Annotated in this window: 18 protein-coding genes and 2 pseudogenes; 13 read left to right on the top strand and 7 right to left on the bottom strand. The window is 67.8% G+C overall.

What is annotated here, in order from left to right:
• Positions 1–268 precede the first annotated feature (268 nt).
• A complete protein-coding gene (locus KF907_RS02295; RefSeq protein ID WP_291217755.1) occupies positions 269–2,524 on the bottom strand; it encodes an endonuclease in 2,256 nt (751 codons plus the stop codon).
• 222 nt (positions 2,525–2,746) lie between these two features.
• Between KF907_RS02295 and groES the strand changes: the two genes are divergently transcribed.
• The 6 genes and pseudogenes from groES (at position 2,747) to KF907_RS02265 (ending at position 8,891) form a co-directional block, all read left to right on the top strand.
• Entirely contained in the window at positions 2,747–3,037 is a 291-nt protein-coding gene (groES, locus tag KF907_RS02290) for a co-chaperone GroES (protein ID WP_291217752.1), read from the top strand.
• A gap of 135 nt (positions 3,038–3,172) precedes the next feature.
• A complete protein-coding gene (groL, locus tag KF907_RS02285; RefSeq protein ID WP_291217749.1) occupies positions 3,173–4,819 on the top strand; it encodes a chaperonin GroEL in 1,647 nt (548 codons plus the stop codon).
• Between the two features lie 255 nt (positions 4,820–5,074).
• Positions 5,075–5,317, top strand: a complete 243-nt coding sequence (locus KF907_RS02280) for a hypothetical protein (RefSeq protein WP_291217747.1) — start codon at positions 5,075–5,077, stop codon at positions 5,315–5,317.
• Complete coding sequence (locus KF907_RS02275; protein ID WP_291217745.1) at positions 5,314–6,261, top strand: Tll0287-like domain-containing protein; 948 nt, start codon at positions 5,314–5,316, stop codon at positions 6,259–6,261. The genes KF907_RS02280 and KF907_RS02275 overlap by 4 nt, the downstream gene beginning before the upstream one ends.
• Positions 6,262–6,299: 38 nt before the next feature.
• Positions 6,300–6,770: pseudogene (locus KF907_RS02270) on the top strand (hypothetical protein); the annotation flags it as partial.
• A 150-nt stretch (positions 6,771–6,920) separates the two neighbouring features.
• Entirely contained in the window at positions 6,921–8,891 is a 1,971-nt protein-coding gene (locus KF907_RS02265; protein WP_291217743.1) for a putative bifunctional diguanylate cyclase/phosphodiesterase, read from the top strand.
• Positions 8,892–9,372: 481 nt separating this feature from the next.
• Here the strand turns inward: KF907_RS02265 and KF907_RS02260 are convergent, their stop codons facing one another.
• The gene (locus KF907_RS02260) at positions 9,373–10,149 is read right to left on the bottom strand and encodes a hypothetical protein (protein WP_291217741.1); all 777 of its coding nucleotides are present in this window, start codon (positions 10,147–10,149) and stop codon (positions 9,373–9,375) included.
• 74 nt (positions 10,150–10,223) lie between these two features.
• Here KF907_RS02260 and KF907_RS02255 point away from each other — a divergent pair, with 74 nt between their 5' ends.
• Genes KF907_RS02255 through KF907_RS02245 form a run of 3 tightly spaced genes read left to right on the top strand, consistent with a single transcriptional unit; the run spans position 10,224 to position 13,494 of the window.
• Positions 10,224–10,556 carry a hypothetical protein gene (locus KF907_RS02255; protein WP_291217739.1) on the top strand — a complete coding sequence of 111 codons (333 nt, stop codon included), beginning with the start codon at positions 10,224–10,226 and terminating at the stop codon, positions 10,554–10,556.
• On the top strand, positions 10,553–13,330 hold the full coding sequence (locus KF907_RS02250) for a serine/threonine-protein kinase (protein ID WP_291217736.1): 2,778 nt from the start codon (positions 10,553–10,555) through the stop codon (positions 13,328–13,330). Before KF907_RS02255 ends, KF907_RS02250 begins: the two co-directional genes overlap by 4 nt.
• A complete protein-coding gene (locus KF907_RS02245; protein WP_291217734.1) occupies positions 13,327–13,494 on the top strand; it encodes a hypothetical protein in 168 nt (55 codons plus the stop codon). Before KF907_RS02250 ends, KF907_RS02245 begins: the two co-directional genes overlap by 4 nt.
• 162 nt (positions 13,495–13,656) lie before the next feature.
• Here KF907_RS02245 and KF907_RS02240 read toward each other — a convergent pair whose 3' ends face one another.
• On the bottom strand, positions 13,657–15,192 hold the full coding sequence (locus KF907_RS02240) for a right-handed parallel beta-helix repeat-containing protein (RefSeq protein WP_291217731.1): 1,536 nt from the start codon (positions 15,190–15,192) through the stop codon (positions 13,657–13,659).
• A 120-nt stretch (positions 15,193–15,312) separates the two neighbouring features.
• Between KF907_RS02240 and KF907_RS15420 the strand changes: the two are divergent.
• The 3 genes and pseudogenes from KF907_RS15420 to KF907_RS02225 form a co-directional block, all read left to right on the top strand.
• Positions 15,313–15,672: pseudogene (locus KF907_RS15420) on the top strand (IS91 family transposase); the annotation flags it as partial.
• A 214-nt stretch (positions 15,673–15,886) separates the two neighbouring features.
• Positions 15,887–16,156 (top strand): hypothetical protein, encoded by a 270-nt coding sequence (locus KF907_RS02230; protein ID WP_291217727.1) that lies wholly within the window; start codon positions 15,887–15,889, stop codon positions 16,154–16,156.
• A gap of 13 nt (positions 16,157–16,169) precedes the next feature.
• Positions 16,170–17,486: a right-handed parallel beta-helix repeat-containing protein gene (locus KF907_RS02225; protein WP_291217725.1), complete on the top strand. Its 1,317-nt coding sequence runs from the start codon at positions 16,170–16,172 to the stop codon at positions 17,484–17,486.
• A 262-nt stretch (positions 17,487–17,748) separates the two neighbouring features.
• On the opposite strand, the gene KF907_RS02220 is transcribed toward KF907_RS02225, so the two are convergent.
• From KF907_RS02220 to KF907_RS02205, 4 genes are all read right to left on the bottom strand, one after another.
• A complete protein-coding gene (locus KF907_RS02220; protein WP_291217723.1) occupies positions 17,749–18,315 on the bottom strand; it encodes an ECF-type sigma factor in 567 nt (188 codons plus the stop codon).
• Positions 18,308–20,521, bottom strand: coding sequence for a serine/threonine-protein kinase (locus KF907_RS02215; protein WP_291217721.1), 2,214 nt, complete (start codon positions 20,519–20,521; stop codon positions 18,308–18,310). The genes KF907_RS02220 and KF907_RS02215 overlap by 8 nt, the downstream gene beginning before the upstream one ends.
• 333 nt (positions 20,522–20,854) lie before the next feature.
• Entirely contained in the window at positions 20,855–22,042 is a 1,188-nt protein-coding gene (locus KF907_RS02210; RefSeq protein ID WP_291217719.1) for a right-handed parallel beta-helix repeat-containing protein, read from the bottom strand.
• A 208-nt stretch (positions 22,043–22,250) separates the two neighbouring features.
• Positions 22,251–23,663 carry a delta-60 repeat domain-containing protein gene (locus KF907_RS02205; protein ID WP_291217717.1) on the bottom strand — a complete coding sequence of 471 codons (1,413 nt, stop codon included), beginning with the start codon at positions 23,661–23,663 and terminating at the stop codon, positions 22,251–22,253.
• 203 nt (positions 23,664–23,866) lie between these two features.
• On the opposite strand from KF907_RS02205, the gene KF907_RS02200 reads away from it, so the two are divergent.
• Entirely contained in the window at positions 23,867–24,517 is a 651-nt protein-coding gene (locus KF907_RS02200) for a class I SAM-dependent methyltransferase (protein ID WP_291217715.1), read from the top strand.
• Positions 24,518–24,569: the final 52 nt, after the last annotated feature.

Raw genomic sequence — 24,569 nt, 5'->3', positions numbered from 1 at the left:
CTCGAATTGCGCCACTGTTGATCGTCATCCCGGCGCAAGCCGGGATCCCCGTGGGTGATCGGACGTGCGGGCCGCTGCAGAAGTGACGCAGCAAGAACCTTTCCGACGCCGTGTCGCAAGTGGATCAGGGCGTCCCTTGAAGGGATCCCGGCTTGCGCCAGGATCCCGGACTTGGAAGGTTCCCAGGGTTGCGGCCGGGGAAATGACCGCCTTCGCCGTCCCTTCCCACTGCTCGCGGGGAGAAGGAGGGCGTCGGCAGATCCAGACCTCACGGCACCGAAACCTCGAAGCCATCCGCAAAGATCAGGTCGTTGTTCGCCGGTTCGCAGACGGCAGGGTTGGTCGATTCGAACAGCGCGCGCGTCGCCCATTCCGGATGGTCGACGAACGGGTTGCGATTGCCCTGGAAGCCCTGCACCGCGTCGTTGCGCGCGCGTTCCTCGTCGTCGGGCGGATCGCCGGCGTGCCACGCCAGCAGGTCGGTCAGCAAGCCCATGTACGAGGTGCTGCCGCTGCCGATCTGGCCGCGATCATCGGTCAGTTCGAGTTGCGGTTCGGTCTGTCCGCTCAACGGATCGGTGCCGCCTTCATAGCGGATCGCCATGTAGAAGATCGCGCGCGCCATCTCGCCCTTGCGGTGGTTCCATACCTCGAACGAGCCATCGCTGCCGTTCGGCGAGCGCACCCAGTTCGAGTTGCCCGGATAGACGCCGCTGCCACCGCCGACGCCGCCGTTGGCTTCGGTGATGCGCTCGCCACAGCCGGTCGAGCAGAACGCGAACGGCTTGTTGCCGCGGTCGGAGTTCCACTGCGTGTCGGACAGCCACAGCATATGCGTGTCGGTGTACGGCGCATTCGGCAAGCCGAGGTTGCCGGTCTGGCTCGGGAAGCCGAGCGAGTTCGGCCAGGTGTGCTCGCGGTTGTAGGTGAGGCCCGAGCCGGTGCCGGCGCGGTCGCTGATCGTGTTGTAGGCGCGGTTGCGGTAGACGTCGATGACCTTGGACGGATTGCCGGGCTGCGCCTGCACGGTTTCGAGGATCGTCCAGGTGTTGGTCGTCGCACCGCTGTACGGATACATCACGTGGCCGCGGATGAGCTGATGCAGGGTGCAGCGCAACTGGCCCGGGGCGGTCGTATTGATCGGCGCGTAGTACACGGCCGAGTCGTAGGCCGGGGCGACCGTGAAGGCGATCGTCACCGGCGCGTCCATCGGCACGCCCGAGCCGTTGGTCACGCCGGCGGCGTCGATGGCGAAGGCGCAGCTCGCGCCGACCGGCATCACGCTGGCCGGAGTCAGCGTGCGCGTCGTGCCGCTGCCGGCCGAGGCGAGCGCGATCGGCGTGCCGTTGCAGGTCAGCGAGAACGCGTTCGGCGCGGTCGTGACCGCGGTGTCGAAGATCACGCGCAGGTCGCTCGCGCGCGGAACGGCCGTCGCACCTGGCTTGGGCAAGGTCCAGGTCAGGTTCGGGCCCGGCCCGCCCGCCGAAGCTGCGGTGGTGAAGGTGACGACATGGTCGGCGACCATGTTGTCAGGATCGCCATCGAGATCGGTGACGCCGCTGGCGAGGATCGTCCAGGTGCAGGTTTCGCTGGCGGCAAAGGCCGGCGTGTGCGACAGCGCATAGCTCGTCGATCCCGCCGGGACGGTCACGGCGTGGACACCGGAAGTCGTGCATTCCAGGGTGGTGGCGCCGGTGGCGAAGCTGACCGGTTCGCTGAAGTTGACGCTGAGCGTCGTGTTGTGCGCCACGTTCGTGGCGCCGTGGGCCGGTGTCGTCGAGCTCACGCTGGGCGGCACGTCCTCAGGCGGCTCGCCGGAAATGCCGAAGCTCACGTCGTCGATGGCGAGGCCGTCGTCGGCGCCGGCGACGTCGATGTCGACCCAGCGCACGTACATCGTCGCGTTGGGTGCAAGCGTGAGGCCGCTGATCGCCGCGCTGCGCAGCGCGCGGTTTGCGCTGGCGTTGCCGTCGAGCGCACCCGACGTGCCGGTGGTGGTCGGGCTGGTGAAATCGAGAGTGCCGCCCGCGATCGTGTTCCAGCTGGCCGCCCCGTCGTTCACCGACGTGGCATCGACGCTCCACTCGAACTGCAGGCGGTCGCTGCGTCCGGCCGCGCCGAGTCGCCATTGCTCGCCGGTATAGCTGACGTCGATCGTGGTGACGGTCTGGCCGCTGTCGTTGCGCAGGCGCGCGCCGAACGTCGGGATCAGGTTGCCCGAGCGCAGCCCGCCGAGTGCACGCTCGCCCGAACTGCCGGTCCCGTAGCTGTAGGTGTTGCCCGAGTTGGTCGCGCCGCTGTCAGCCGCATAGGTGCCGTTGGCGCTGTTGCCGGCTTCGACGAACGCCCAGCCGGTCGGCATGGTGGAAGCCGTGCCGGTATTGGCCAGCGAATCGAAGGTCTGCACGGCCGGGGGGCCACCGACCAGCGGGACGCTGCCGTCCTGGGCGAAGGCAGGCGAGGTGGCGGCGACGGCGAGCACGAGGGTCAGCGAAACAAGGAAACGGCGGGTTGGCAGGGTCATGGCCTTCGGTTGTCCTGGTGGCAGGCCGGCGACTTTAGCGGTTGCGCCACGACAAGGACATGGCAGCGGCCTTGAAAGCCCGGGTGCCGCCGCCATCTGGCGAGCCAGCCGGCGCGGGCTTCCCTGTGGGAAACCTCGCCGCTAGAATTGGCACTCACGTGCGCCGAGTGCTAGCAGCCCGGCAACAAACCCAATGCAATCAACCTGTTGAAGGAAGAACCCATGGCACTTCGCCCCCTGCATGACCGCGTGATCATCAAGCGCCTCGAGGCCGAGACCAAGTCGGCTGGAGGCATCGTCATCCCTGACGCCGCCGCCGAGAAGCCGATCAAGGGCGAAGTCCTCGCCGTCGGCAGCGGCAAGATCCTCGAGGACGGCAAGGTCCGTCCGGTCGGCGTCAAGGTCGGCGAGATCGTCCTGTTCGGCAAGTACAGCGGCACCGAGGTCAAGGTCGACGGCCAGGAACTGCTGGTCATGCGCGAGGAAGACCTGATCGCGGTGGTTGAGAAGTAAGAGTCGGGATTAGGGATTGGGGACTCGGGATTCGTAAGAGCGGTACTCGCTCCGGATTCCGCGCCTTCCCATCCCGCCCCGTTCCTGCTGTTTCGCATCCCAAATCCCCAATCCCGAATCCTGGAGCTCCACACAATGGCTGCCAAAGAAATCCGTTTCTCCGAAGACGCCCGTTCGCGCATCCTGCGCGGCGTCAACACCCTCGCCAACGCCGTCAAGGCCACGCTCGGCCCGAAGGGCCGCAACGTCGTGCTGCAGAAGAGCTTCGGCGCGCCGACGATCACCAAGGACGGCGTGTCCGTCGCCAAGGAGATCGAACTCGCCGATGCCTTCGAGAACATGGGCGCGCAGATGGTCAAGGAAGTCGCGTCCAAGACCTCCGACGTCGCCGGTGACGGCACCACCACCGCGACCGTGCTCGCCCAGGCGTTGATCCGCGAGGGCCTCAAGGCCGTCGCCGCCGGCATGAATCCGATGGACCTCAAGCGCGGCATCGACAAGGCCGTCGTCGCCGCCGTCGAGGAGCTGAAGAAGCTGTCGAAGCCGTCGGCCGACTCGAAGTCGATCGCCCAGGTCGGCACGATCTCGGCGAACGGCGACGACCTCATCGGCAAGCTCATCGCCGAGGCGATGGACAAGGTCGGCAAGGAAGGCGTCATCACCGTCGAGGAAGGCTCGGGCCTGGACAACCAGCTCGACGTCGTCGAGGGCATGCAGTTCGACCGCGGTTATCTGTCGCCCTACTTCATCAACAACCAGCAGAGCCAGCAGGTCGAACTGGAAGACCCGTACATCCTCCTGCACGACAAGAAGGTGTCGAACGTGCGCGAGCTGCTGCCCGTGCTCGAGGGCGTGGCCAAGGCCGGCAAGCCGCTCTTGATCGTCGCCGAGGAAGTCGAGGGCGAGGCGCTCGCCACGCTGGTCGTCAACACGATCCGCGGCATCGTCAAGGTCGCCGCCGTCAAGGCGCCGGGCTTCGGTGATCGTCGCAAGGCGATGCTGGAAGACATGGCGATCCTGACCGGTGGCCAGGTCATCTCCGAGGAAGTCGGCCTGCAGCTCGAGAAGGCCACGCTGAAGGATCTCGGCCGCGCGAAGAAGGTCGTCATCTCGAAGGAGAACACGACCATCATCGACGGCGCCGGCGAGGCCGCCAACATCCAGTCGCGCATCAAGCAGATCAAGGCGCAGATCGAGGAAACCTCCTCGGACTACGACCGCGAGAAGCTGCAGGAGCGCGTGGCCAAGCTGGCCGGCGGCGTCGCCGTGATCAAGGTCGGTGCGGCGACGGAAGTCGAGATGAAGGAAAAGAAGGCGCGCGTCGAAGACGCCCTGCACGCCACGCGTGCGGCGGTCGAGGAAGGCGTGGTGCCGGGCGGTGGCGTGGCGCTGATCCGCGCCTTGGCTGGCCTCGCCAAGCTCAAGGGCGACAACGAGGACCAGAACCACGGCATCGCCATCGCCAAGCGCTCGATGGAAGCGCCGCTGCGCGAGATCGTGACGAACGCCGGTGAAGAGGCGTCGGTCATCCTCAACAAGGTTGCCGAGGGCAAGGGCAACTTCGGCTACAACGCCGCCACGGGCGACTACGGCGACATGGTCGAACTCGGCATCCTCGATCCGACCAAGGTCACGCGCACCGCACTGCAGAACGCCGCGTCGATCGCCGGCCTGGTCATCACGACCGAAGCCATGGTCGCCGAAGCGCCGAAGAAGGAAGAAGCCCACAGCCACGGCCCGGCCGGTGGCGGCATGGGTGGCATGGGCGGGATGGACTTCTGAGTCCTGCTCTCCAGCACGCTTGACCACGAAGCCCGGCCTTGCGCCGGGCTTCGTGCTTTCTGGCGTCCGAGGCGGGGCCTCCCTGTCCGCAAGCCATGTCAGACGCGAAGATCGCCCATTGCGCGGCAGCTCCTGGCGTTTCGCCCAATATGACAGCGTGGGTGGACCGCCCTTGCGCGATGGCGTGGATCCCTCATGGAAGCCGGCGAACGCATCGCCCCAATCGATCAGCAGATTGCACTCGGCAGGCGATAGGTGGATGCCGCCATCGATGGCTGTGCCGTGCGTGCCCGGCCCATTGCCTTGACGGCGGTGGGCGGCGCACTGTTCATTCTGGACGATCCGATCTTCAATGGTCTGGTCATCTCGCTGGTGTTCGGCATACTGGTTTCCACCGTGCTGACACTCATCGTCATTCCGTTGCAGTATGTGATGCTGCGCCGACGCTGGCCCTTGCCTGTTTCCGACGCCACCGATTCAAAGGATGCCCACGCATGATTCGCACCGTTGTTTTTCTCGCATTGTCGGTAGCCGTCACCGCAGCTGCTGCGCAAGAAGCGCCCAGTCCGCCGCCGGACGTGGCACGCGCGCAAGCGGCGATGGGGGATCTGGGCAAGCGCCTCAAGGCGGCGCTGATGGCCAAGATGCAAGACGAAGGCCCGATTGCGGCGGTGGACTTCTGTCATCTGGAAGCGCCGAAGATCGCCGCTGCCGTATCTGCCGAACACGGCGTGGCCGTGGGCCGTACAGCCGCACGCCTGCGCAACCCGAACAATGCGCCTGTGCCTTGGCAGGCCGCCGTGCTGGACAGCTTCCAGCACAAGGCGGATGCCGGCACGGCACCCGGTGACTTGGTGCATGTCGAGCGTGATGGCGGCAGCTTGCGCCTGGCCCGGGGCATCGCGCTGGAAGCGCCATGCCTGACCTGTCACGGCACCCACATTGCGGAACCGATCCGCCAGGCCGTTGCGGCGCGCTATCCCGCCGATGCTGCCACCGGTTTTTCCGAAGGCGACCTGCGCGGGGTGATCTGGGCGGAAGTGTCAGGGCATAAGGACGAGACGACGCAGAGTGACCCCCGCACCGTCATCATGCTGAGTCTGGCCGAACGCGAATCGCTGCGTGAGGAAATGCGCTGGCGCATGGAACTGCTGTCCTCGGCGATGACGGCGTTGGCGGCAGGCGATTGGGAGGCGGTGGCGAAGTGGGGTGACGCCGGTGCCAAGGGTGGCCCGCGCGGCCTGGATTTCCGCCCCTCGATGCCGGAGGGCTGGTTCGCCATGTCTCGCCCGACACATGGCCGCTTTGCGGCATTGGCCGATGAAGCACGCGGTGAGCGCCGCAGCAGCGAGGCGATGAAACATCTGGCCGAGGCGAGCGGTTATTGTGTGGCCTGCCATGCCGCCTATCGCATCCAGACCCGCGACGCGGCCCCGCGCTGAGGCGCCCAGGAGACAGTTCTGCAGTCGCCCATGCCCGCCTTGCGCTCAAGGTCGAGGAAACGGAAGACCCTGACAAGTTCAAGGTGTCCGGCCGCGGCGAGCTGCATCTGTCGGTGCTGATCGAGACCATGCGCCGCGAAGGCTGCGAACTGGCCGTGTCGCGCCCGGAGGTCATCATCAAGGACACCGACGGCGTCGCCAGCGAACCGATCGAGCAGCTCAAGGACGACAACGTGCAGCTAACCCCGCCGGTGCGCATGTCGCTGGAACGGGCGCTCGAGTACATGGAAGACGACGAACTCGTGGAAGTCACGCCCAAGTCCATCAGCCTGCGCAGGCGCCACCTGACCGAAAACGACCGCAAGCGGGCCTCGCGCCGGCGACGTGAACCGAGGCAGCGAGCAGGTCGCCCGGGACTGCGCCCGGGTCAGTGCGGGTGGCTGAAACATGTGATAAATGGACACGCAAGTCGCGCGGCGCGGCTGCGATCCCGCAGCCACGCCCACTGACAGGCAGGCACTGACGGGCGATTCCTGATGAAGCGTCACGATGAGCAAAAAGCGGATCAGCCATCGGCAAGGCCCGATGTGCCTTGCCCCGCGACCATGCCTGCGGCGGATCCGCAGCAGCCGACCGCGCTGTTGCGGCTTGATGAGGCAATGATTCAGCAGCTGTCGCGCCTGCAGACGCCGATCTGGGTATTCGACATCGACAAGTCGCGCGTGCACTGGGCCAATGCGGCAGCCCTGGAGGTGTGGTGCGCCGACAGCCTGGCCGAGCTCGGCGCACGTGACATGGGCAGCGACATGTCCGAATCGGTGGCGCGCCGCCTGCGCCAGTACCAACTCGACTTCGAGCGCCACGACGCGCGTTTCAGTGAGCTGTGGACCCTGTACCCGAAGGGCGTGCCGCGCACGGTGCGGGTGATGTTCAGCGGCGTGCGCCTGGGCGATGGGCGCATGGCGATGCTGTGCGAGGCGATCGGTGAGCAACACGCCGATCCGGAGACGCTGCGCAGTGCCGAGGCGCTGTTGCACACGCCGGTCATGATCACGCTGTTCGACGAGTCGGGGCGTGCGTTGTACCGCAATCCCGCCGCGCGCAGCAGCGTGGCCAATCCCCTCCACGGCCTGTGGCAGCATTTCGTCGATCCGGCCGAAACCGACCAGATGCTGGCTGACCTGCGCCAGCATGGTTCGGTGTTGCAGGTGTCACGCGTGAACACCGCCGATGGTGCGCGCTGGCACCGCGTATCGGCGCGGCGTTGCCAGGATGCGGTGACCGGCCAGCGGGCGTGGCTGTGCAGCGAAGTCGACATCAGCGACCTCAAGCAGGTCGAGGCGCGCGCGCAGTTTCTCGCGATGCACGACTCGCTCACCGGCCTGCCCAACCGCCACTTCGTCAATGACGCGTTCCAGCAGCGCCTCGATCAGTTGCTGCCGGTCGGACAACCGGCGGTGCTCATGTTCATCGATCTCGACAACTTCAAGCAGATCAACGATTCGCTCGGCCACGCCACGGGCGACCAGTTGCTGTGCATGATGGCGACGCGGCTGCAGCAGACCATGCATGGCAATGATCTGGTCGCGCGCCTGGGTGGCGACGAGTTCCTGATCTTCACCACCGCCGACGGCGCCGACGCGGCCGTGCACGAACTTGGCCAGCGACTGCTGGCGACCTTGTCGCAACCGGTCCGGCTCGGCCACCACGAATTGTCGGTCACGGCGTCGATGGGCGTGGCCCGTTTCCCGAGGGACGGCAACGACCTGGGCACGCTCATGCGCCAGGCCGACCTGGCGATGTACGGTGCCAAGGATGCCGGGCGCAACCGGCTCGAGTTCTTTTCCGAAGCGATGCTGACCAAGGCCCAGAGCCGCCTGGGCATGGAAATCGAGCTGCGGCGCGCGCTGGAACGGCGCGAGTTCGTGTTGCATTACCAACCGCGCTACCACATCGGCCGTGGCCACATCGTCGGCGCCGAGGCACTGGTGCGCTGGAACCATCCGCAGCGCGGCCTGGTCCCGCCCGGCGAATTCATTCCGTTGTGCGAGGAAACCGGCCTCATCGTCGCGCTCGGCGAACAGGTGCTGGAGCAGGCCACGATCCAGCTCGAGCACTGGCAACGCACGGGCGTGCTGCAATCCATCGCGGTCAACCTGTCACCGCGCCAGTTCGGCAGTGCCTCGCTGCTGGCCAGCCTGCGTCGCATCATCGACGCCAGCGGCTGCGATGCGCGCGGGCTGGAGCTGGAGATCACCGAATCGGTGTTGCTGGGCAACGACGAGACCACGCAGGCCCTGTTGCACGGCCTGCGCGAACTGGGTTGCGGCGTCATCGTCGACGACTTCGGTACCGGTTATTCCAACCTCGCTTGCCTGCAGCGCCTGCCGCTGAACAGCCTCAAGATCGACCGCTCGTTCATCAGCGCGGCGCAGCCTTCCCGCCCGCTCGCCGAAGTCATCATCGCGCTCGGCCACACGCTCGGCCTGCGCGTGGTGGCCGAAGGCGTGGAGACGCAGGAGCAGCTGGATTGGCTGCGCCAAACCGACTGCGACGAGTTCCAGGGCTTCCTGTACTCGGCGGCGGTGCCCGCCGATGCGTTCGAGGCCTTGGTCAAGGGCGCGCGCTGAAGCAGGCCATCGACAGCGCGAGCCGCCGCACGGCGCCTACTGACCTGGCGCAGTCCGATCCGACGCAATGCCCTGTGCAATTGCAGCTCTGGCGCGGTGTTGCCGCGTAGCACTGCGCGCATGATGAGGCTGCAGGTAGCGACGTCGAAGGTGTCCACTACATGCTGCGGGCGTGGCTGCGGCGGCACCGGCAGCGACCAGCACGAGACCGGCAGCAAACTGGATGAGGTGCTGCGGGAACCGGCGCATGGACGCACTCCGTTGGTGGAGTGCGCCACACAACGCAGGTTTGCGGCCAAAACACCAGCCCCCGCGCTGGCGGCCGCTCCATTGCCGCGCGGTGGGTGAGGCCTGGAACTGTCCGCGCACCCTGGCGCCTCGCGCGCGCACTCCACACGCGCACGTGCGGCCGCCGATTCAGGCGCGCGCGTGCCCGCGACATCTCCGCACGGCCCCTCGGCCGGGCCTGGCGGGGCAAGCCTCAGCAGCCCTGCGGCGCGGGATTGAGCGTGCACAGGTCGAGGTTGAGCATCGTGTTCTCCATCGAGTCGCGGAAGATCACGTCGCCATTGACGAACGCCGCCACCTGCGGGTAGCCAACCACGGCGATGTCGGGATTCACGCGCCAGACGATGGAGTTGCTGCCATTTTGCGGCTGGGTCGCACGCAACGGGATCAGCAGTTCCAGCCAGAAACCCATGTGCATGCCCCAGGCGCCACTGTTGCCCAGGCCGCCGCGCAACGGCCGCACCGCCAGACCCTGCAGGCCCATCGGAAAGGTCGTCGGGCAACCGTAGTCGACGTCGGCATCGAGGTTGTAGAGGCGGTTGGGGTTGGGCAGGATCGCGAAGCAGAACGTGGGGTTGGCAGCCGACACCGCGGTCTGCAGGCCCGCCGGCAGGATCAGCTCGATCGCCACCGCACTGCCGGCACAGGGATTGCCCGGATGCGCGAGCACGAGGTGGGTGTAGAACACCTCGCCGACCGCGGGCGGAAGGTCCGGCGGTGGATGGCTGAAGCCTGCATAGCCCATCACGCGTGTGCCAAACAGCGGCGGGTTGCTGAGGCAGGACTGGACCGTGCCGATGTTGGCCAGCGCGCCGTTGTACCATGGCATCACCATGTGCGGGCCGGGCACGGACAGCGGCGCCAGTGTGCCGGTATGCGGCCCGGCCAGGACCTGCGCGTTGGCGCCGGCCGGGACCGCGAGCGCGGCGGCCAGCAGGCCACGCGCGATGGGTCGAAGGAGTATCATCACGGCAGCTTGCTCCATGGGTTTTCGCAACATCCTGATACGCGGCCGGATGGCCAATCCCACAACGGGTGCACAGCATGCAGGCGCGTGTCCAGGAGCTTGAAGCCACCGGCTTGGCCCGCGCCTGGCGCGCGGGCGGCGGGTCGGCGCACGTGACGCCGGTCGAGCGCGTCCATGCCAACGTGCGTGCGCTGGTTGCGCAGGCGCAGCGCTCGTTCCCGGGCAGGGCAGGCGAGGCCACCTCGCTGGCGCCCGAGGCGGTGCGCCGCATGCACGATGCCGTGCCTGCCTGCGCCGACCATCTGGATTTCTTCCGTGCCACTGCGCAGGCGCTGCAGCGGTCCGAAGCCGACATCGGCCATGACCTGCGCCTGGTACGCGCCGGCCTGGCCAGCGTGCCCGCGGCATGAACACGATGCAGTCGCCACTGACCGAACTCGCGCCGCATTTCGAGCGCCTGTGCGAACTGCCCGAACCGCAACGCAGCCAGCTGCTGGCCAGCCTGCCGCTGGACGCGGACCAGCGGGCGCGCCTGGCGGCGATGTTGGCCGCCGACGCGCTTGGCGACGACCGCCTCGACCGCCTGATCAGCGAAGGTGCTGCGCGCCTGCAAGCGGGCGCGGTAGGCGCGCACGACAAGTTCGGACCGTGGCGGCCAGTGCGTGAACTGGGTGCGGGCGGCATGGGCACGGTGCTGCTGGCCGAGCGCGCCGATGGCCAGTTCCAACGTGAAGTGGCCATCAAGTTGTTGCGCGGCTTTCCCACCCACGATGCGATCCGCCGCCTGCGTCACGAACGGCAGATCCTCGCCAGCCTCGACCACCCCAACATCGCGCGCCTGCTCGATGGCGGTGAAACCGCACAAGGCCAGCCCTGGCTGGTCATCGAGTACGTGCCCGGGCAACGGCTGCTCGACCATGTGCTGACACAGCGGCTGGGCCTGGCGCAGCGCCTGGACCTGTTCGACGCGATGCTCGACGCGGTCGCGCACGCGCACAGCCACCTGGTCGTGCACCGCGACCTCAAGCCGGCCAACGTGATGGTCACGCCCGACGGTGCGGTCAAGCTGCTCGACTTTGGCATCGCGCGCCTGGTCGATGCCGGCACCGATCCGGTCAATGAACCCTCCACCCGCGTGTTCAGTCACGGCTACGCCAGCCCGGAACAGGAAGCCGGCGGCACCATCACCACCGCCAGCGACATCTACAGCCTCGGCGTGCTGCTGCGCGAACTGCTCAGCGGACACCGCGGCGAACCGCCGTCCGATCCGCCGGTGGTGCCGCCGGTGACGGTGGGCGCGGAGCTCGCCGGCATCATCGCCAAGGCCACCGCACGCGAACCCGCGCAGCGCTACGCCAGCGTCGGCGAACTGCGCGACGACCTGCACCGCTTCCGCCAAGGCCGGCCCGTGCGTGCGGCGCGCTGGACCCGCCGCTATCGCCTGCGCAAGTTCATCAGCCGTTACCGCGGCGCCGTCGCCACCGCGCTGCTCGCGCTCGTGGTGGCCGCCGCCTTCGTCTGGCGCCTCGCCCACGAGCGCACCCTGGCGCGCCAGGCCCAGGCCGTGGCGCAACACGCGCAGGCGGCATCCGAACGCGACGCGCGGCGCGCGCGTGCCTCGCTCGAGTTCCTGCGTGCCGCTTTCGCCGCCGCCGCACCGCAGGTGGCGATGAACCGCCAGGTGAGCATCCGTGACCTGCTCGACGCCGCCAGCCACGAGCTCGCGCAACGCGACGATGCGGTACTGGTGCAATCGATGCAGCGCCTGCTCGCGTCGCTGTACGGCGAACTGGGCGAGTCGGTGCGCGCCGCGGAATTGATGCGCGCGGGCCTGCATGGGCTCGTGCCCACCGATCGCGCCGAGGCGCTGGAACTGGCCGGCGACCTCGACACCCTGGCCAACCAGCGCGGTATCACCGGCGACATCGCCGGTGCCCGCGCAGCGGCGCAGCAGGCTGCCCAATGGCGCGAGCGCTTCGCACCGGGTGAGCGCAGCGAACGCGCGCGCAGCCTCGCCAACCTGGCCATCATCGAGCACCGCGACGGCAAGGACGAGGCGGCGATCCCGCTGCTGCGCGAGGCACTGGGTTCGGCCAGCGAAACCGCGGCCTTGCCGCTGGAACTGCAAGTGGACATCGCCCAGAACCTGGCGTCACTCAGTGCCACGGCCGGAGACCCCGCGCTCGCGCTGGCGGTGGCCGATGCCGCGCTCGCACGGCTGGCCGCACAACGCCCCAAGGATGCGCCCTCGCGCGTGGGGCTGCTGCTGGCCAAGGCGGTCGCGCTGCGCACCTCCGGCGACGCCAACGCCGCCGCCACGCTGCTGCGTGAGGCCATTGCGCTGCATGCGCGCGTGGTCGATCCCGGTGGCGTGCGCATGATGTACCTGACCAACGAGCTCGCGCTCGCGCTCAACGACCTGGGCCGCTACCGCGAAGCTGCCGAACAGCTGGCCCAGTCGGAACGGTTCCGCCTCGATGTCGGCATCCAGGGCACCCAGGACGAGGCCATCGGCCTGTTGAACAGCGCCGGCGTGCTGGAAAGCGCGGGTGACTATGCCGCGGCCAAACCGCTGTACCGCGAGGCACTGGCGGTGTTCGACCAGGCCGGGCTCGCCGCCGACCACCAGGCGCGCCGACGGGCCTTGCGCGCACAGGCCCGCACCCTTGGCCTGGCCGGTGAACACGCCCGCGCGCTGGAAATGTTGACCCGGTTGCGCGCCGATTCCGCGCGCATCGACGGCGTGGACTCGGCCGAGTACGCGATGCTCACCTGGCAACTGGTCGTGCTTGCGCGGCAGATGCATCGGCCCGATCGCGGCCTGCCCATGCTGGAGGAGGTGACGCGCCTGTGGCAGGCGCTGGTCCCGCCCGAGCATCCGCTGTTCCTGCACATACACCGCGCACGCGCGGCGTTTGCCATGGACATGGGCGACCTCGAACGCGCCGACCAGGAACAGGCCGCCGCGGTCGCGGGTTTCGAGCGTGCCGATACGGCGCCGGTCGACCTCGCGATCGCGCGCAGCGAACTGGCAGGCATCCGCCTGCGCCAGGGCGACCGCGTGGGCGCGCGAGAGTTGTTGCATGCGGCGCTGCCGGTGTTGCGCGAAACGCTGCTGGCGCACGAAGTCAGCCGCGCAGCGGCCGAGCGGCTCGCCACGCGACTGGGGTTGGCCGAACCGTGAGCACCGCGCAGCGCCGGCTCCGGCGGGCCGCACCTGGGTCACGCGGTTTCGTCATGCAATCGATCATCCACCTCATGATCGCGGGCTGCGCGCTCGCCTTCGCCGGCTCGCTCACCTGGATGGCGCCGATGCGCGGCCCCGAGATGCCGAAATCCAGCGCGTGAACGTCCGATTCGGTGCCAGGACCGACGCTTGCACGACTGCCGCCTATCCGCCAGGCCGCCCGGAAAGGCCGGTTGAAGTTCCAAACCCTCCCACTTCACGGCCCGCTTCGCGCGCCGCTGGATAGCGGTCGCGGCTGAGCTGCACGGAGCCGCCCAGGCACGTCAGCGTTCGTGCGCGCCGATGTCGATGGCGGCGCCCTGGATGCGTGGGAGGCCGGCGAAGTCGAGGAGGCCGGCGAGGCCGTTGCCTGGATCGCTGCCGGCATTGATTCCGGGTGAGCCGGTTTGCAGGCGCAGGTCGGGTGCGACCAGGTCGAAAAAGTCGGGATTGTCGAAGAGCGATGCGCCGTCCTGGCCGGAAGCGCTGCGATAGCTGGCCAGGGTGTTGTACTCGGTGCCGAGCCAGGTCCAGGCGGGTGTGCTGCCGGAATCGGTCCAGTACAGGTTGTGGTTGAGGATGGCGGGTGCGGGTGTGTCGCCGGTGTAGGCGCTGATCAGCACGCCGTCGCTGCTGGCGTACAGGATGTTGTTGGCGAAGCGGTTGTTGGTCGCGTGGTACTGGATCTGGAATTCACCGGAGCCGGTGCCGGCCTGGTCGTTGCGCACGAGCGTGTTGCCGTAGATTTCGACGGCCGTGCTGCCACCGACGCTGGCGTCATACCCGCCGATCGAAATGCCGGCCGAATTGCCGGAATAGACCAGATTGTTGCGCACGATCACTTCGCTGCTGGTGCGCCCGGCATGTTCACTGGCCACCTCGATGCCGATATCGACATGATGGATGCGGTTGTGCTCGATGGTGATGCGCTTGCCGCCGTCGACATAAATGCCATCGGCGGCGTACTCGTTGCCATAGGCCGGGTTGCCGAACGAGCTGATGTTGTAGACATGGTTGCCGACGATGAGGCCGTCGCGGGCCTGGTCGAAGGCCGGGTTCGGGGCAACACCTTCAAAGCCGATCGCGCCGATGCCGATGTTGTTGGTGTCGTGCACGCGGTTGTTGCTGATGATCCAGTTCTCCACGTTGCCATCCAGGGAGAAGGATTCGCTGCAACCGAGCACGAGGTCATGGATGTCGTTGCCGGCGATGATGAGGTCGTTGATCGATTGCGGCGCGCGCGTGCCATCCACCTTGAGACCGAAGGCATTGGCGGCGCAGCCGTTGCCGGTGTTGCGGATGGCGTGGATGTGGTTGTCGAGCAGGCGGATGCGGGTGCCGGCGCCGGTCACGTACATGCCGATCGGAACCAGCGCGGTCGAGGCCGTCGTGTAGTTGCGCAGTTCCAGGCCCTGCACGCTGACATGGCTGACATCGATCAGGGTGACCAGTCCGTATTGGCCATCGGGGATCGGCAGGCCGGTGCCGTCGATGATCGCGGTCTCGCCCGGCACCGATTGCAGCACGATGGGTCCGGCGGCGAGCGAGCCGGAGCGGGTCATGCTCACCAGTTCGTTGTAGATGCCGCCGCGCACGCACACGAGGTCGCCGGCCTGGGCCACGTCGATGCCATGCTGGATCGTGCGCCAGGGCGTGGCCAGGCTGCCGTCGGCGCCATTGCTACCGTTGCTGGCGACATAGAAGGCCCGTTGCGCGGGAATATCGAAGCTGGAGGCGAACACCGAATCGCCGGGCCGCACGCAATTCGCAGCGAACACGCAGGCGGGCAGCAGACCCATGATCAGGAGGGTCAGGCGCATGTGGGAATCCAATGCTTCATCGCAACGCGCACGCTGACAGGCGGGCGGTGTCGGTGCAAGTGCAGGAATCACACGCTGCGGATCAGGCCGCCCGTTTGCGCCAGATGTAGAGCTGCTTCACGTGCGCATCTCGCCCGCTTGCATGACGTGTTTGCGCCGAATGCGAACCTGCGCGCACAACGGACACCCTCGGGGTGAGGCAAGCGGCCTGCGACCGATGCCACACCGGTTGAGGTCAGCGTCAACGAGGAGCCGCGCAGCCCCGAGGAGCAGTGCCGCGCGATGACCTGGGCGCAACGCCTCAAGCGGGTCATTTCCATTGACGTCACCACCTGCAATCTGGTTCGCGAGGTGGTGAGCGTCGACTTCCACGCCGATTTCGTCGAACGCGCCGGAAGCCGCCTGGCGTTGGCCGGGTTCACCATCGTGAAGGTGGGGGTGGCCAATGCGGCCTCCTTCGATCCGGGCCGGCGTTTTTGATCCCCTCGCCGTTACCCGGGCGGTGGATGAAGTGCCAGAAGCCTTCCTCGCAGGCGCCGTCAACCTATCGGGTAGTTTTCCCGGTTCATCAAGCGAATTCAGGAATCCATCAAGGATTCTTCAAGATCGGCCCCGCCGGTAGCCACAGGCTGGCCGTCATCCCCACACGCTTCCGCAATCGGGCGGGTGCAGCCGGGGATGGAGGACACAGCAGATGAGACAACCTTGTCTTGCCCTGGCGGCCACGCTGGCGGCATCCGCCGCCGTGGTCGCGGCACAGTCTGGCGGCGAGTTCAGCATCCGTCGCAGCACCATCGACACCGGCGGAGGCTACTCGACCGGAGGGGCGTATGCCCTCACCGGCACGATCGGCCAGCCCGATCCCGGCCAGGCCGGCAGCGGCACCTACACCGTGCACGGCGGGTTCTGGGCATCGCCGCTATCGACCGGTGACCTGATTTTCGCCAATGGATTCGAACCCTGAGAGGAAGACCGAGATGAACACCTGCATCCGTTTCGCAATGCTGGCAGTCCTGGCTACCGCCACCATCGGCAACCTGTCCGCTGCGCCGTTGGGCACCGCCATCACCTATCAGGGCGAGTTGCGGCAATCCGGAAACCCGTCCAACGGCCAGTTCGACTTCCGCCTGCGCCTGTACGACGCGCCCACCGGAGGCAGCTTGGTCGGCCCACAGCTCACCAGCGATGACGTCTCCGTGACCGGGGGCACCTTCGCCCTCGAGCTCGACTTCGGCACCAGCCCGATCGCAGATCGCCAACACTGGCTGCAGATCGAAGTCCGACCCGGCGCTAGCACCGGCAGCTACACGCTGCTGAGCCCGAGACAGAAGGTGACGGCGGCGCCGCAGGCATTGTTCGCTCTCGGTGCGGCCGAGGCCGGCAGCATCGCCATGGCCAACCTGCGCACGGTCGGCGTGAGCGGCGGCCAGTTCGCGACCGTCGCCGCCGCCCTCGCATCGATCAGCGCTCCCAGCGCGAGCAACCCCTACCTGGTTCTGGTCGGCCCCGGCATCTACAACGAGGCCGGTCCATTGAACGTGCCCGGCTACGTCCATGTCCGCGGCATGGGCAAGGGCAGCACGGTGATCCGCGCCAGCAATACGGCGGCCTCGCCGGTGCCGAACGCGGCAGTGTTCAGCCTCGCCAACCAAGCCCGCCTCAGCAATCTTCGGATCGAACACACTGGCAGCGGCGCCTACGGGATCGGCGTCTACGGGAACGAAGGCGCCAGTCGCAGCACCCGGATCGAAGATGTCGAAATCGTTGCCGCCGGTTCCGGTACCGCACGCTACGCCGTCTATCTGTACGACTCCGAACCGCACATCAGTCGCGCCACGCTGCGCGCCAGCGGCGCGACCACCGTCAATGCCGCCGTTGGCAGCGTCAACAACACGGGAGGCTTTCCGCAAGCACTGATAGAAAACAGCCATCTGTATGGTGCCGAGGCCTCGGATCTGACCTGCAGCAACGCCACGGGCACCGGTTTCGCCTTCCAGGGCACGTCGTCCTCACCGCTGATCCGTGACAGCTACCTGTGCGGCGGTCACCGAGCGATTTATCTCGGCAGCAATGGCAACGTCCGCATCCAGGACAGCCATGTGGCAACCAGCTCGACGACGGGCGCCTTCCTGCTGGAGACGACCGGTACGGCCGTGGTCCAAATCGCCGGCTCCCTGGTCGAGTACGTCGGCAACAAGTTCACCGGCTCCGGCAACCTCACCTGCGTGCACAGCTACAAATCAAACAACACGCCTGCCAGCAACGGCAGCACCCCGGCGACCTCCTGCAACTGAAGCCACCGCCTCCGCCCGGCCGCCATCGGCCGGGCGACGGCGTCGCGGAACCGCGTCTCGTCGCCATAGGGATCAGAGCATCGCTTAAGGATGTACTTCAGCGATCGTGCGTGATCGCGAGGATCGGGAAGCGGCCATCCGTGGCCGCACTCCTCACCGACAAACCCAGGCTCCAACGAAAAGCCCCGCCGAGACGCGGGGCTTTTCGTGTCTGCACAGCGGGAGCGACCGACCGGCTTCGCTGTCGAAACCCCGTCGCGATCTACCCGCGATGCTCCCCCAGCCAGTCCTTCGCCGCGGCCCAGTCGCTCTGCACGGTGCGCACCGATATGCCCAGCGCTTCGGCGGTTTCGTCGGCGGTGAGGCCGGCGAATGCTCGGCAGACCACGACGTCGGCCTGGCGGCGGTCGCGTTCGGCCAGGCGGATCAGCAGTTCGTCCAGTTCGACCAGGCGCTGCGCTTCGTCGAGCAGGGCCGTGTCGGCGTCGTTCAGGGTGACGGCGATGCCGCCGTCGCGCTTCTGCGCGAGGCGTCGCCGTGCATGGTCGCAGATCACCTGGCGCATCACGCGCGATGCGAGCGCGAAGAAATGGCTGCGGTCGCCGGGCTTTGCGTCGCCGGCCGACATGCGCAGGAAGCATTCGTGCACGAGGCCGGTCGGATTGAGCGTGCCGTTGCCACTGCCGAGTGCGCGTTGCGCCATGCGCTTGAGTTCGCCGTAGAGCAGGTTGAAGGCGTCGTTGAGCGCATCCGGATTGCCTTCGCGGATAGCGCGCAACAACAGGGTGACTTCGTCCGGTGTCGTCGAGATGCCAGCATGATCATTCATGGCAGAGGAGTCCGGTGGCGTCGATCCGCTGCAGGTCCAGCGGTGCCGGAGGGGTGACGTGCAATTCTCGGCGCGCATCGGCGAGCAGGGCGCGACCTTCATCGATGGCGGTGTTCTGGCACAGCGCCGCGGCCAGCGCCAGCTGCGCCAGGCCGATCGTGCGATGTGACGGCGTCGTCGCCCGTTCATGCAGGGACAGCGCCTCGCGCAACACTGGCAGGGCGGCATCGACATCGCCATCGGCGAGCAGTCGCTCGCCGTGCAGTTGCCAGGTGACCGCGCATTGGCTGCGATCGTCACCGAACAACTGCCGGCATTCGGCCAGCGCCTCGTCGAGCAGGGGCCTGGCACCCGCGATATCGTCTTGCTGCAGGGCGACGCTCGCCAGGCCGGTGCGCGTATTCATGATCCGGCGATCGCCGGGATCGTGGATGCGTTGCTGTGCGGCGAGCACCTTCTCGAAACGTCCTCGCGCGGATGCGAGATCGCCGGTCGCCAGTTCCAGGCTGGCGCGGAAGCGGGCGACCGCCCAGGGCTCGGGATGGTCCGGACCGCGCAGGTCGAGGAAGGCCTGTTCGGCGACGCCGGCCTGCACCAGCGCATCGTGCCAACGGCCACGGGACTGGTGGACGTGGGCGAGGTTGTCGGCGGCATAAGCACGGTGGCGCTGAGCCTCCGGGCTGGCATCGACGCGGGCGAGCAGGTGCTGCAGCGCCTGCGCCGCGTCCTCGCTTCGCCCCAGGTTCTTGAACGACATCGCGCGCGCGTTCATCGCACTGAGCTCGTGTTCGAGCGCCTCCGGGCCGGTCAACGTGGCCAGCAGCGCGAGTGCGGCGTCGGATTGTTCGAGAGCCTTCGCGGATTGCCGGCTGCGGTTGTAGACGCTGCCGAGCAGCAGGGTGCGGCGCACGCGATCGAGCGTGCGGCGCGGGTCGCCGGCATCGTCGGGCGTGCCATCCAGCGAGGCCTGCACCAGCGTCTCGGCACGTTCGTACTCGGCCAGATACAAGTACACCGAGCCGAGGGTTTCCTGCAGGTCGGCGCGCAACTCGGGCTCGCCGGCCAGTTCGGTGTCGATTCGCGCCTCGCCGCGGTCGAGCAGGTCGCGTGCGGTCAGGTTGAGCCCCTTGCGTGCCATCGGATCGGCGCCGCGGAACAGCGAGACGAGGAATTCGCGCGCGGCGTCGGCACGGTGTGCCTGGGTCACGGCGAAGTCGCGCTCCTGCTTCAGGCGCCACGCGAAACCGGCGCTGAGCGTGACCAGCACGAGCAAGGCGGCGATCGCCGCCGCCGCCGCCAGCGTGTGGCGGCGCAGGAACAGGCGCAGCCGATAGCCGGAGCCGCCGGCGAACGCGTTGAGCGGACGACGCTGCTGCCAGGCGATCAGATCGCGTTCGGAGCTGGCTACCGATTCATAGCGTGTTTCCGGGGTCGCTGCGCAGGCGCGGTCGATGATGGCCTCGAGTTCGCGCGACCGGAGGCCGTTCGGCGCACCGGTTGCGTCGCTGCACAACCATTGCAGCAGCAGGCCGAGCTGATAGATGTCCGAGGCCGCGCCGGTGGATTCGCCGCGCTGCTGTTCCGGGCTGGCCCAGGCCGGTGTGTGCGCCGTACGCAGGTTGTCGGAATCTTGTCCGGCCAGTTGCGCGATGCCGAAATCCAGCAGCTTGACCGTTCCGTCGCCGTCGACCGCGATGTTGCCCGGCTTGATGTCGCGATGGACCAGGCCGCGGCCGTGTGCGAAGGCGAGTGCCGCGCAGACCTGGCGCAGCAGCGCCAGCCGCGCATCGAATCCGGCGTCATGGCCGGCGGCCAGGTGATGGTCGAGGCGCAGGCCGTCGACCCGCTCCATGGCGAACCACAGCATGCCGTCTTCGGTGCGGCCGCCGTCGAGCAGACGGGCGATGTTCGGGTGCCGCAACAGGGCGAGGATCTGCCGCTCGCGGCGAAACAGAGCCGCGCTCTCCTCGTCGACGCGCAGCCCGGCGACCCACTTGATGGCCACGTCCTGCTCGAACTCCCCGTCGGCGCGTTCGGCGGCGTAGACGATGGCCATGCCGCCCCGGCCCAGTTCGCCGGTGATCGCGAATGGTCCGAGGCGGTCACCGTGAGCGAGTTCGCGCGCTCCGCTCTCAGCGAACAGGTCGCGCGCAATGCCGCCCTGCAGCGCGATGCCGGTTCGCAGCCAGTGGTCGGAGTTGGGCATGGCCCATGCTGGGTTGCTACGGAAGCGTGGTCAAGCGAAGTGGTTGTCAGCAACGCGGGGCAGCGGCGGTGTCAGCTGGTCCTTCCCGGTGCCGTTTGTGGAATGGACCGGGGCATCTCTCGCGCTGCGGCGTAGCGGAACCCCGCGTGGTCATATCCGTCGACGCACAGGCTGTCGCCGGTGTGGAATGGGCGGATGCTTTCGATCCGGTCCGGCGAACGGCCGCCGGATGGCTCTAAGGCGCGCAGCGGCGTGCGGCCATGGTCGGCGAGTTCGAGCGATCGCTCGGCTGCTGCGCATGCGGACAGGCGGTCCAAGCCGCGACAGGCGCGCTCAGTTGGCTTCGAAGCCGTCGCGGAAGATCAGATCAGCCACCGCGTGGTACTCGTAGGCGCCGATATCGATCGCTCCCGACAGCGGGCGCAGCATGGCGTCGGCCGGATGCACGTACTGGTACACCGGTGCCAGCGATTCGCCGGCACCGTTGCCCGGTGCGACGCCGGCGTCGATCACCGCGGCGGCCGTGGGCAGCAGGCGGTAGTCGTAGTTCGAAGGATCCACGAACAGGGCCGCGCTGCCGGTGTAGTTGTGGTCGAGCACCGTGCCGGCGTGCGAGGTGACCGTGCCGGCCCCATGGAAGATGTTGTTGCGCGCCAGCGGTGCCTCCGAGGTGCCCGGATGAATGTTCAGGAAGGTGCCGTTGCTGCGGGCGTTGACGAAGGTGTTGTTCACCACGAACAGGCGGTGGTCGGTGTTGGCACCGGCCCCTTCGCTCAGATAGTCGAGCATCGCGCCGTTCTGCGAGGTCGCCGGTTGCTGGATCAGGTTGCCGATCACGAAGGCCAGCCCGCCGTTGGGCAGGGTGAGCTCGTAGCTGGCATTCGCGCCGGTTTCGCCGGTGAGCCGGCTGTAGAGGATGTCGTTGCGCATGGCGCGCGATTTGAGCAGATGCCCGACGTTCGCATGATGCGACCAGCTGTGGCGGAACACGAAGCGGCCGACATGGCCGATGTAGAGATTGTGGGTATAGCCCGTGCCGGTGCCGTTGTAGGCGAACTCGCTGTACTCGATCGTGATCGTGCTGGCCGGGTTGGCGCTGGTCAGGATGCCGTTCTGGTTGTGGTGAAAATGGACGCCACGCAGGGTGAGATTGGTGCCTTCCTGGCGAATCGCCGCACCGTTGCCGTCGGGGACGGTGCAGCCGGACATTTCCACGTTCTCGATCGTGGTGTCGTTGCCGGCGATCACCCAGATCGCCTTGCCCTGTGCGTGCTGGCCGTTTGCCGGGATGTGTGGACGACCATTCACTCCGCGCAGGGTCAGGCCATTGCGGGTCCAGGTGCAGACATTGCCCGCATAGTTGCCGGCCGCATCCACCTCGATGGTGTCGCCATGATTGGCGGCCGCGACCGCTGCGCAGGGAGTGGCGAACGGCTGGCCCGGTCCGACACGCAGCGTGGCAGCGGCGGCCACGGCAGGGATCGCAAACAACAGTGCGAGGGCGGAACGACCGGGATTCATCACGGCTTCGGGACCATTCGACGGACCAGCGCGGGGAGTCTCGCGGCTGTGCGCCGGCCGTTCAAGTGAGGGATGGTGTTCGCGTGACGTGTTTCCGGGAATGCGTGCGGGGGGTGGACAGCGCACGCCTGGACAGGCACTGATGGGGCGCGCTCAGCGGTGCCTGCCGGCACCGGTCATGGGCGCGCGCGATGGCGGTCGCCAGGCTTCATTCGAAACCCGCATCGAGCAGGCCGTCGGCACGCAGGCGGACGACGGCGAACTCATCCTGGTCGTAGCCGCTGCGGGCATAACCGGCGGCGACGAGGTGCTGGTCGTGCCAGCGGATCGCCGCGATCGCGTCCAGGTTGCCAAAACCGTCGGCGAGGTCGATCGGGCCGATGAAGCGGCCGCTGCCGGCATTGCCGAAGCCCTCGTCGAGGCGGCCGTCGGGCCACAGTCGCGCAATCGCCAGGTCGAAGCCGCCCGTGCTTCCCGGCGCACGCGAATGACCGGCCGCGGCGATGCGGCCATCGGGCTGGATGATGACGGCCGCGCAGGCGTCGTCGGGCGGCATGCCGCTGCGGAACACGATCCGGCGCAGGCCGGCGTCGCCGAAGCCGACATCGACATCGCCATCGACATCGATGCGGGCGAGCGCGAATTCGGATTCGAGCACGGGTGGTGAGGTCGGCGTGATCACGAGGCGGTTGCCGCCGATGACGAGGCCATCGTTCGCGTCCAGCGCCAGCGCCGTCGCATCGAGCGACTCGCTCGTCGGCACGAGGCGCGCACCGCCGTCGCCGAACGTGGTGTCCGGTTGCCCCGAAGCGAGCAGGCGCGCGGCGGCGAATGTCGGCACGGGGATGGAAGTGGTGTGCAGTTCCGAGGTCGCAGCGACGACGATGCGGCCCTGGGTGTCGATCTTCACGTCACCCACGCTGTTGTTCGAGGCCTGGCCTGCGAGTTCGTCGAAGCGCGTGATGGTGATCGCGCCGCCATTGCCGAAGCTCGTGTCGCTGCTGCCGTCGATCTGCCAGCGCGCCACGGAAAGACCGCGTCCGGGGAGGATGATCGGCGCCAATGTGACGATGCGGCCCTGGTCGTCGAGCACCGCGGCGGCTCGTCCCAGGCGGAAGCTGAGCCCCGGTGGTGCGGGCAGTTCAACGCAGGCGCCCTGGACCACACCCGCGGCATCGACGTGGCACAGCCACAGCCTGCTTACGTTGCCGACCACGCCGGTGACCAGGAGACGCAGGCCTCCATCGGCAGTGGCGAGCAGGGCGGCAAGCCTTTGCAGGACAACCCCGGGTGCGACCGTGACCAGGACCTTGCCGCCATCGCCGAAAGCCATGTCGCGCTGGCCGTTGGCGTCGAGGCGCACGAGCGAGAGCGCCGTCGGCAGGTTCGACGCGTAGGCCGATGTGCCACCAACCAGGAGGCGGCCATCCGGCAATGCCAGCACGGCACGGGCCATGTCGATCGAGATCGCTGGATTGGCGACGACGTCGATGATGCTGACGCCGGGCGCATGATTGCCGAATGCGGGATCGGGGACACCGTCCCGCGCCGCGAGCGGCGGTGGCGCCAGATGCAGCGCGGCGGCCAGAAGGAGGGTGGTGCAATCCCGGTATCGACGCATGGTGGGCTCCAGATCCTGTCCGCGCGCGCGATGCCACGCGGTTCATTCTTACGCAAAGCGGTGGCGGATCCCGCAACACTCGTCCCCGGCCGCTCGAACGGCCGGGGGCGCAGCGCCAGGCAGGCCGCGTCCGCAGGCTTGCGAACCTTGCGCATGCCCGGCCGTCATTGCAGGATCGAACAGCACATCCCTGGGCTTCGCGCATGACGACCCCGCTCGAGATTGCCCGCGCCTACCTGCCGAGCCGCTATCACTACTGGTACGCGCGCAGCAAGCTCGCCAGCGATCCGATCTACGCCGGTGTCGGCGCGGTCCTCGACGATCGCGAGGAACCGCTGCTTGACGTCGGCTGCGGGCTCGGCCTGCTCGCGCAGACGCTGCGCGCACGCGGCTTTGCCGGGGACTATGCCGGCGTCGACATCGACGCGCGGAAGATCGCCGCGGCGCGCGCGGCGGCGCTGAACACCGGCCTCGAACGGGTGCGCTTCGACACGCTCGACCTCGCCAGCGGCTTCCCCGCGCATCGCGGCAGCGTCGCCCTGCTCGACGTGCTGCAGTTCGTGCCGCCATCCGTGCAGGCGAGCATCCTCGACGCGGCGGCTGCCTGCCTGACCGCATCGGCGCGCCTCGTCATCCGCACCGGCCTCGCACACGATGGCTGGCGCTCGCGCGTGACGGGCGCGGTCGATCGAATGTCGGAATGGCTGGGCTGGATGCGCGGCGAGCCGCCGCGCTATCCACGGCGCGAGGAACTGGAGGCGCGCTTCGCGGACCTCGGTCTCGATGCGTGCTTCGAACCGCTGCGCGGAAAGACGCCGTTCGAGAACTGGTTGATCGTTGCAACGCGCCGGTAGGAGCCCGTTCACGGGCGATGCTTCTGCTTTGGAGGTTGTACGGAAGGAGCAT

It is taken from the genome of Dokdonella sp. (assembly GCF_019634775.1).
In the GTDB taxonomy this organism is placed as follows: Bacteria; Pseudomonadota; Gammaproteobacteria; order Xanthomonadales; family Rhodanobacteraceae; genus Dokdonella.
The sequence above is the reverse complement of the archived record's forward strand: the minus strand, read 5'-3'. Positions and strand labels throughout refer to the sequence as shown.

Excerpts from the sequence above, each read along its gene's own strand:
- KF907_RS02295 (WP_291217755.1), bottom strand. The coding sequence starts at position 2,524 with ATGACCCTGCCAACCCGCCGTTTCCTTGTTTCGCTGACCCTCGTGCTC.
- groES (WP_291217752.1), top strand. The coding sequence starts at position 2,747 with ATGGCACTTCGCCCCCTGCATGACCGCGTGATCATCAAGCGCCTCGAG.
- groL (WP_291217749.1), top strand. The coding sequence starts at position 3,173 with ATGGCTGCCAAAGAAATCCGTTTCTCCGAAGACGCCCGTTCGCGCATC.
- KF907_RS02275 (WP_291217745.1), top strand. The coding sequence starts at position 5,314 with ATGATTCGCACCGTTGTTTTTCTCGCATTGTCGGTAGCCGTCACCGCA.
- KF907_RS02265 (WP_291217743.1), top strand. The coding sequence starts at position 6,921 with ATGATTCAGCAGCTGTCGCGCCTGCAGACGCCGATCTGGGTATTCGAC.
- KF907_RS02255 (WP_291217739.1), top strand. The coding sequence starts at position 10,224 with ATGCAGGCGCGTGTCCAGGAGCTTGAAGCCACCGGCTTGGCCCGCGCC.
- KF907_RS02250 (WP_291217736.1), top strand. The coding sequence starts at position 10,553 with ATGAACACGATGCAGTCGCCACTGACCGAACTCGCGCCGCATTTCGAG.
- KF907_RS02240 (WP_291217731.1), bottom strand. The coding sequence starts at position 15,192 with ATGCGCCTGACCCTCCTGATCATGGGTCTGCTGCCCGCCTGCGTGTTC.
- KF907_RS02230 (WP_291217727.1), top strand. The coding sequence starts at position 15,887 with ATGAGACAACCTTGTCTTGCCCTGGCGGCCACGCTGGCGGCATCCGCC.
- KF907_RS02225 (WP_291217725.1), top strand. The coding sequence starts at position 16,170 with ATGAACACCTGCATCCGTTTCGCAATGCTGGCAGTCCTGGCTACCGCC.
- KF907_RS02220 (WP_291217723.1), bottom strand. The coding sequence starts at position 18,315 with ATGAATGATCATGCTGGCATCTCGACGACACCGGACGAAGTCACCCTG.
- KF907_RS02215 (WP_291217721.1), bottom strand. The coding sequence starts at position 20,521 with ATGCCCAACTCCGACCACTGGCTGCGAACCGGCATCGCGCTGCAGGGC.
- KF907_RS02210 (WP_291217719.1), bottom strand. The coding sequence starts at position 22,042 with ATGAATCCCGGTCGTTCCGCCCTCGCACTGTTGTTTGCGATCCCTGCC.
- KF907_RS02205 (WP_291217717.1), bottom strand. The coding sequence starts at position 23,663 with ATGCGTCGATACCGGGATTGCACCACCCTCCTTCTGGCCGCCGCGCTG.
- KF907_RS02200 (WP_291217715.1), top strand. The coding sequence starts at position 23,867 with ATGACGACCCCGCTCGAGATTGCCCGCGCCTACCTGCCGAGCCGCTAT.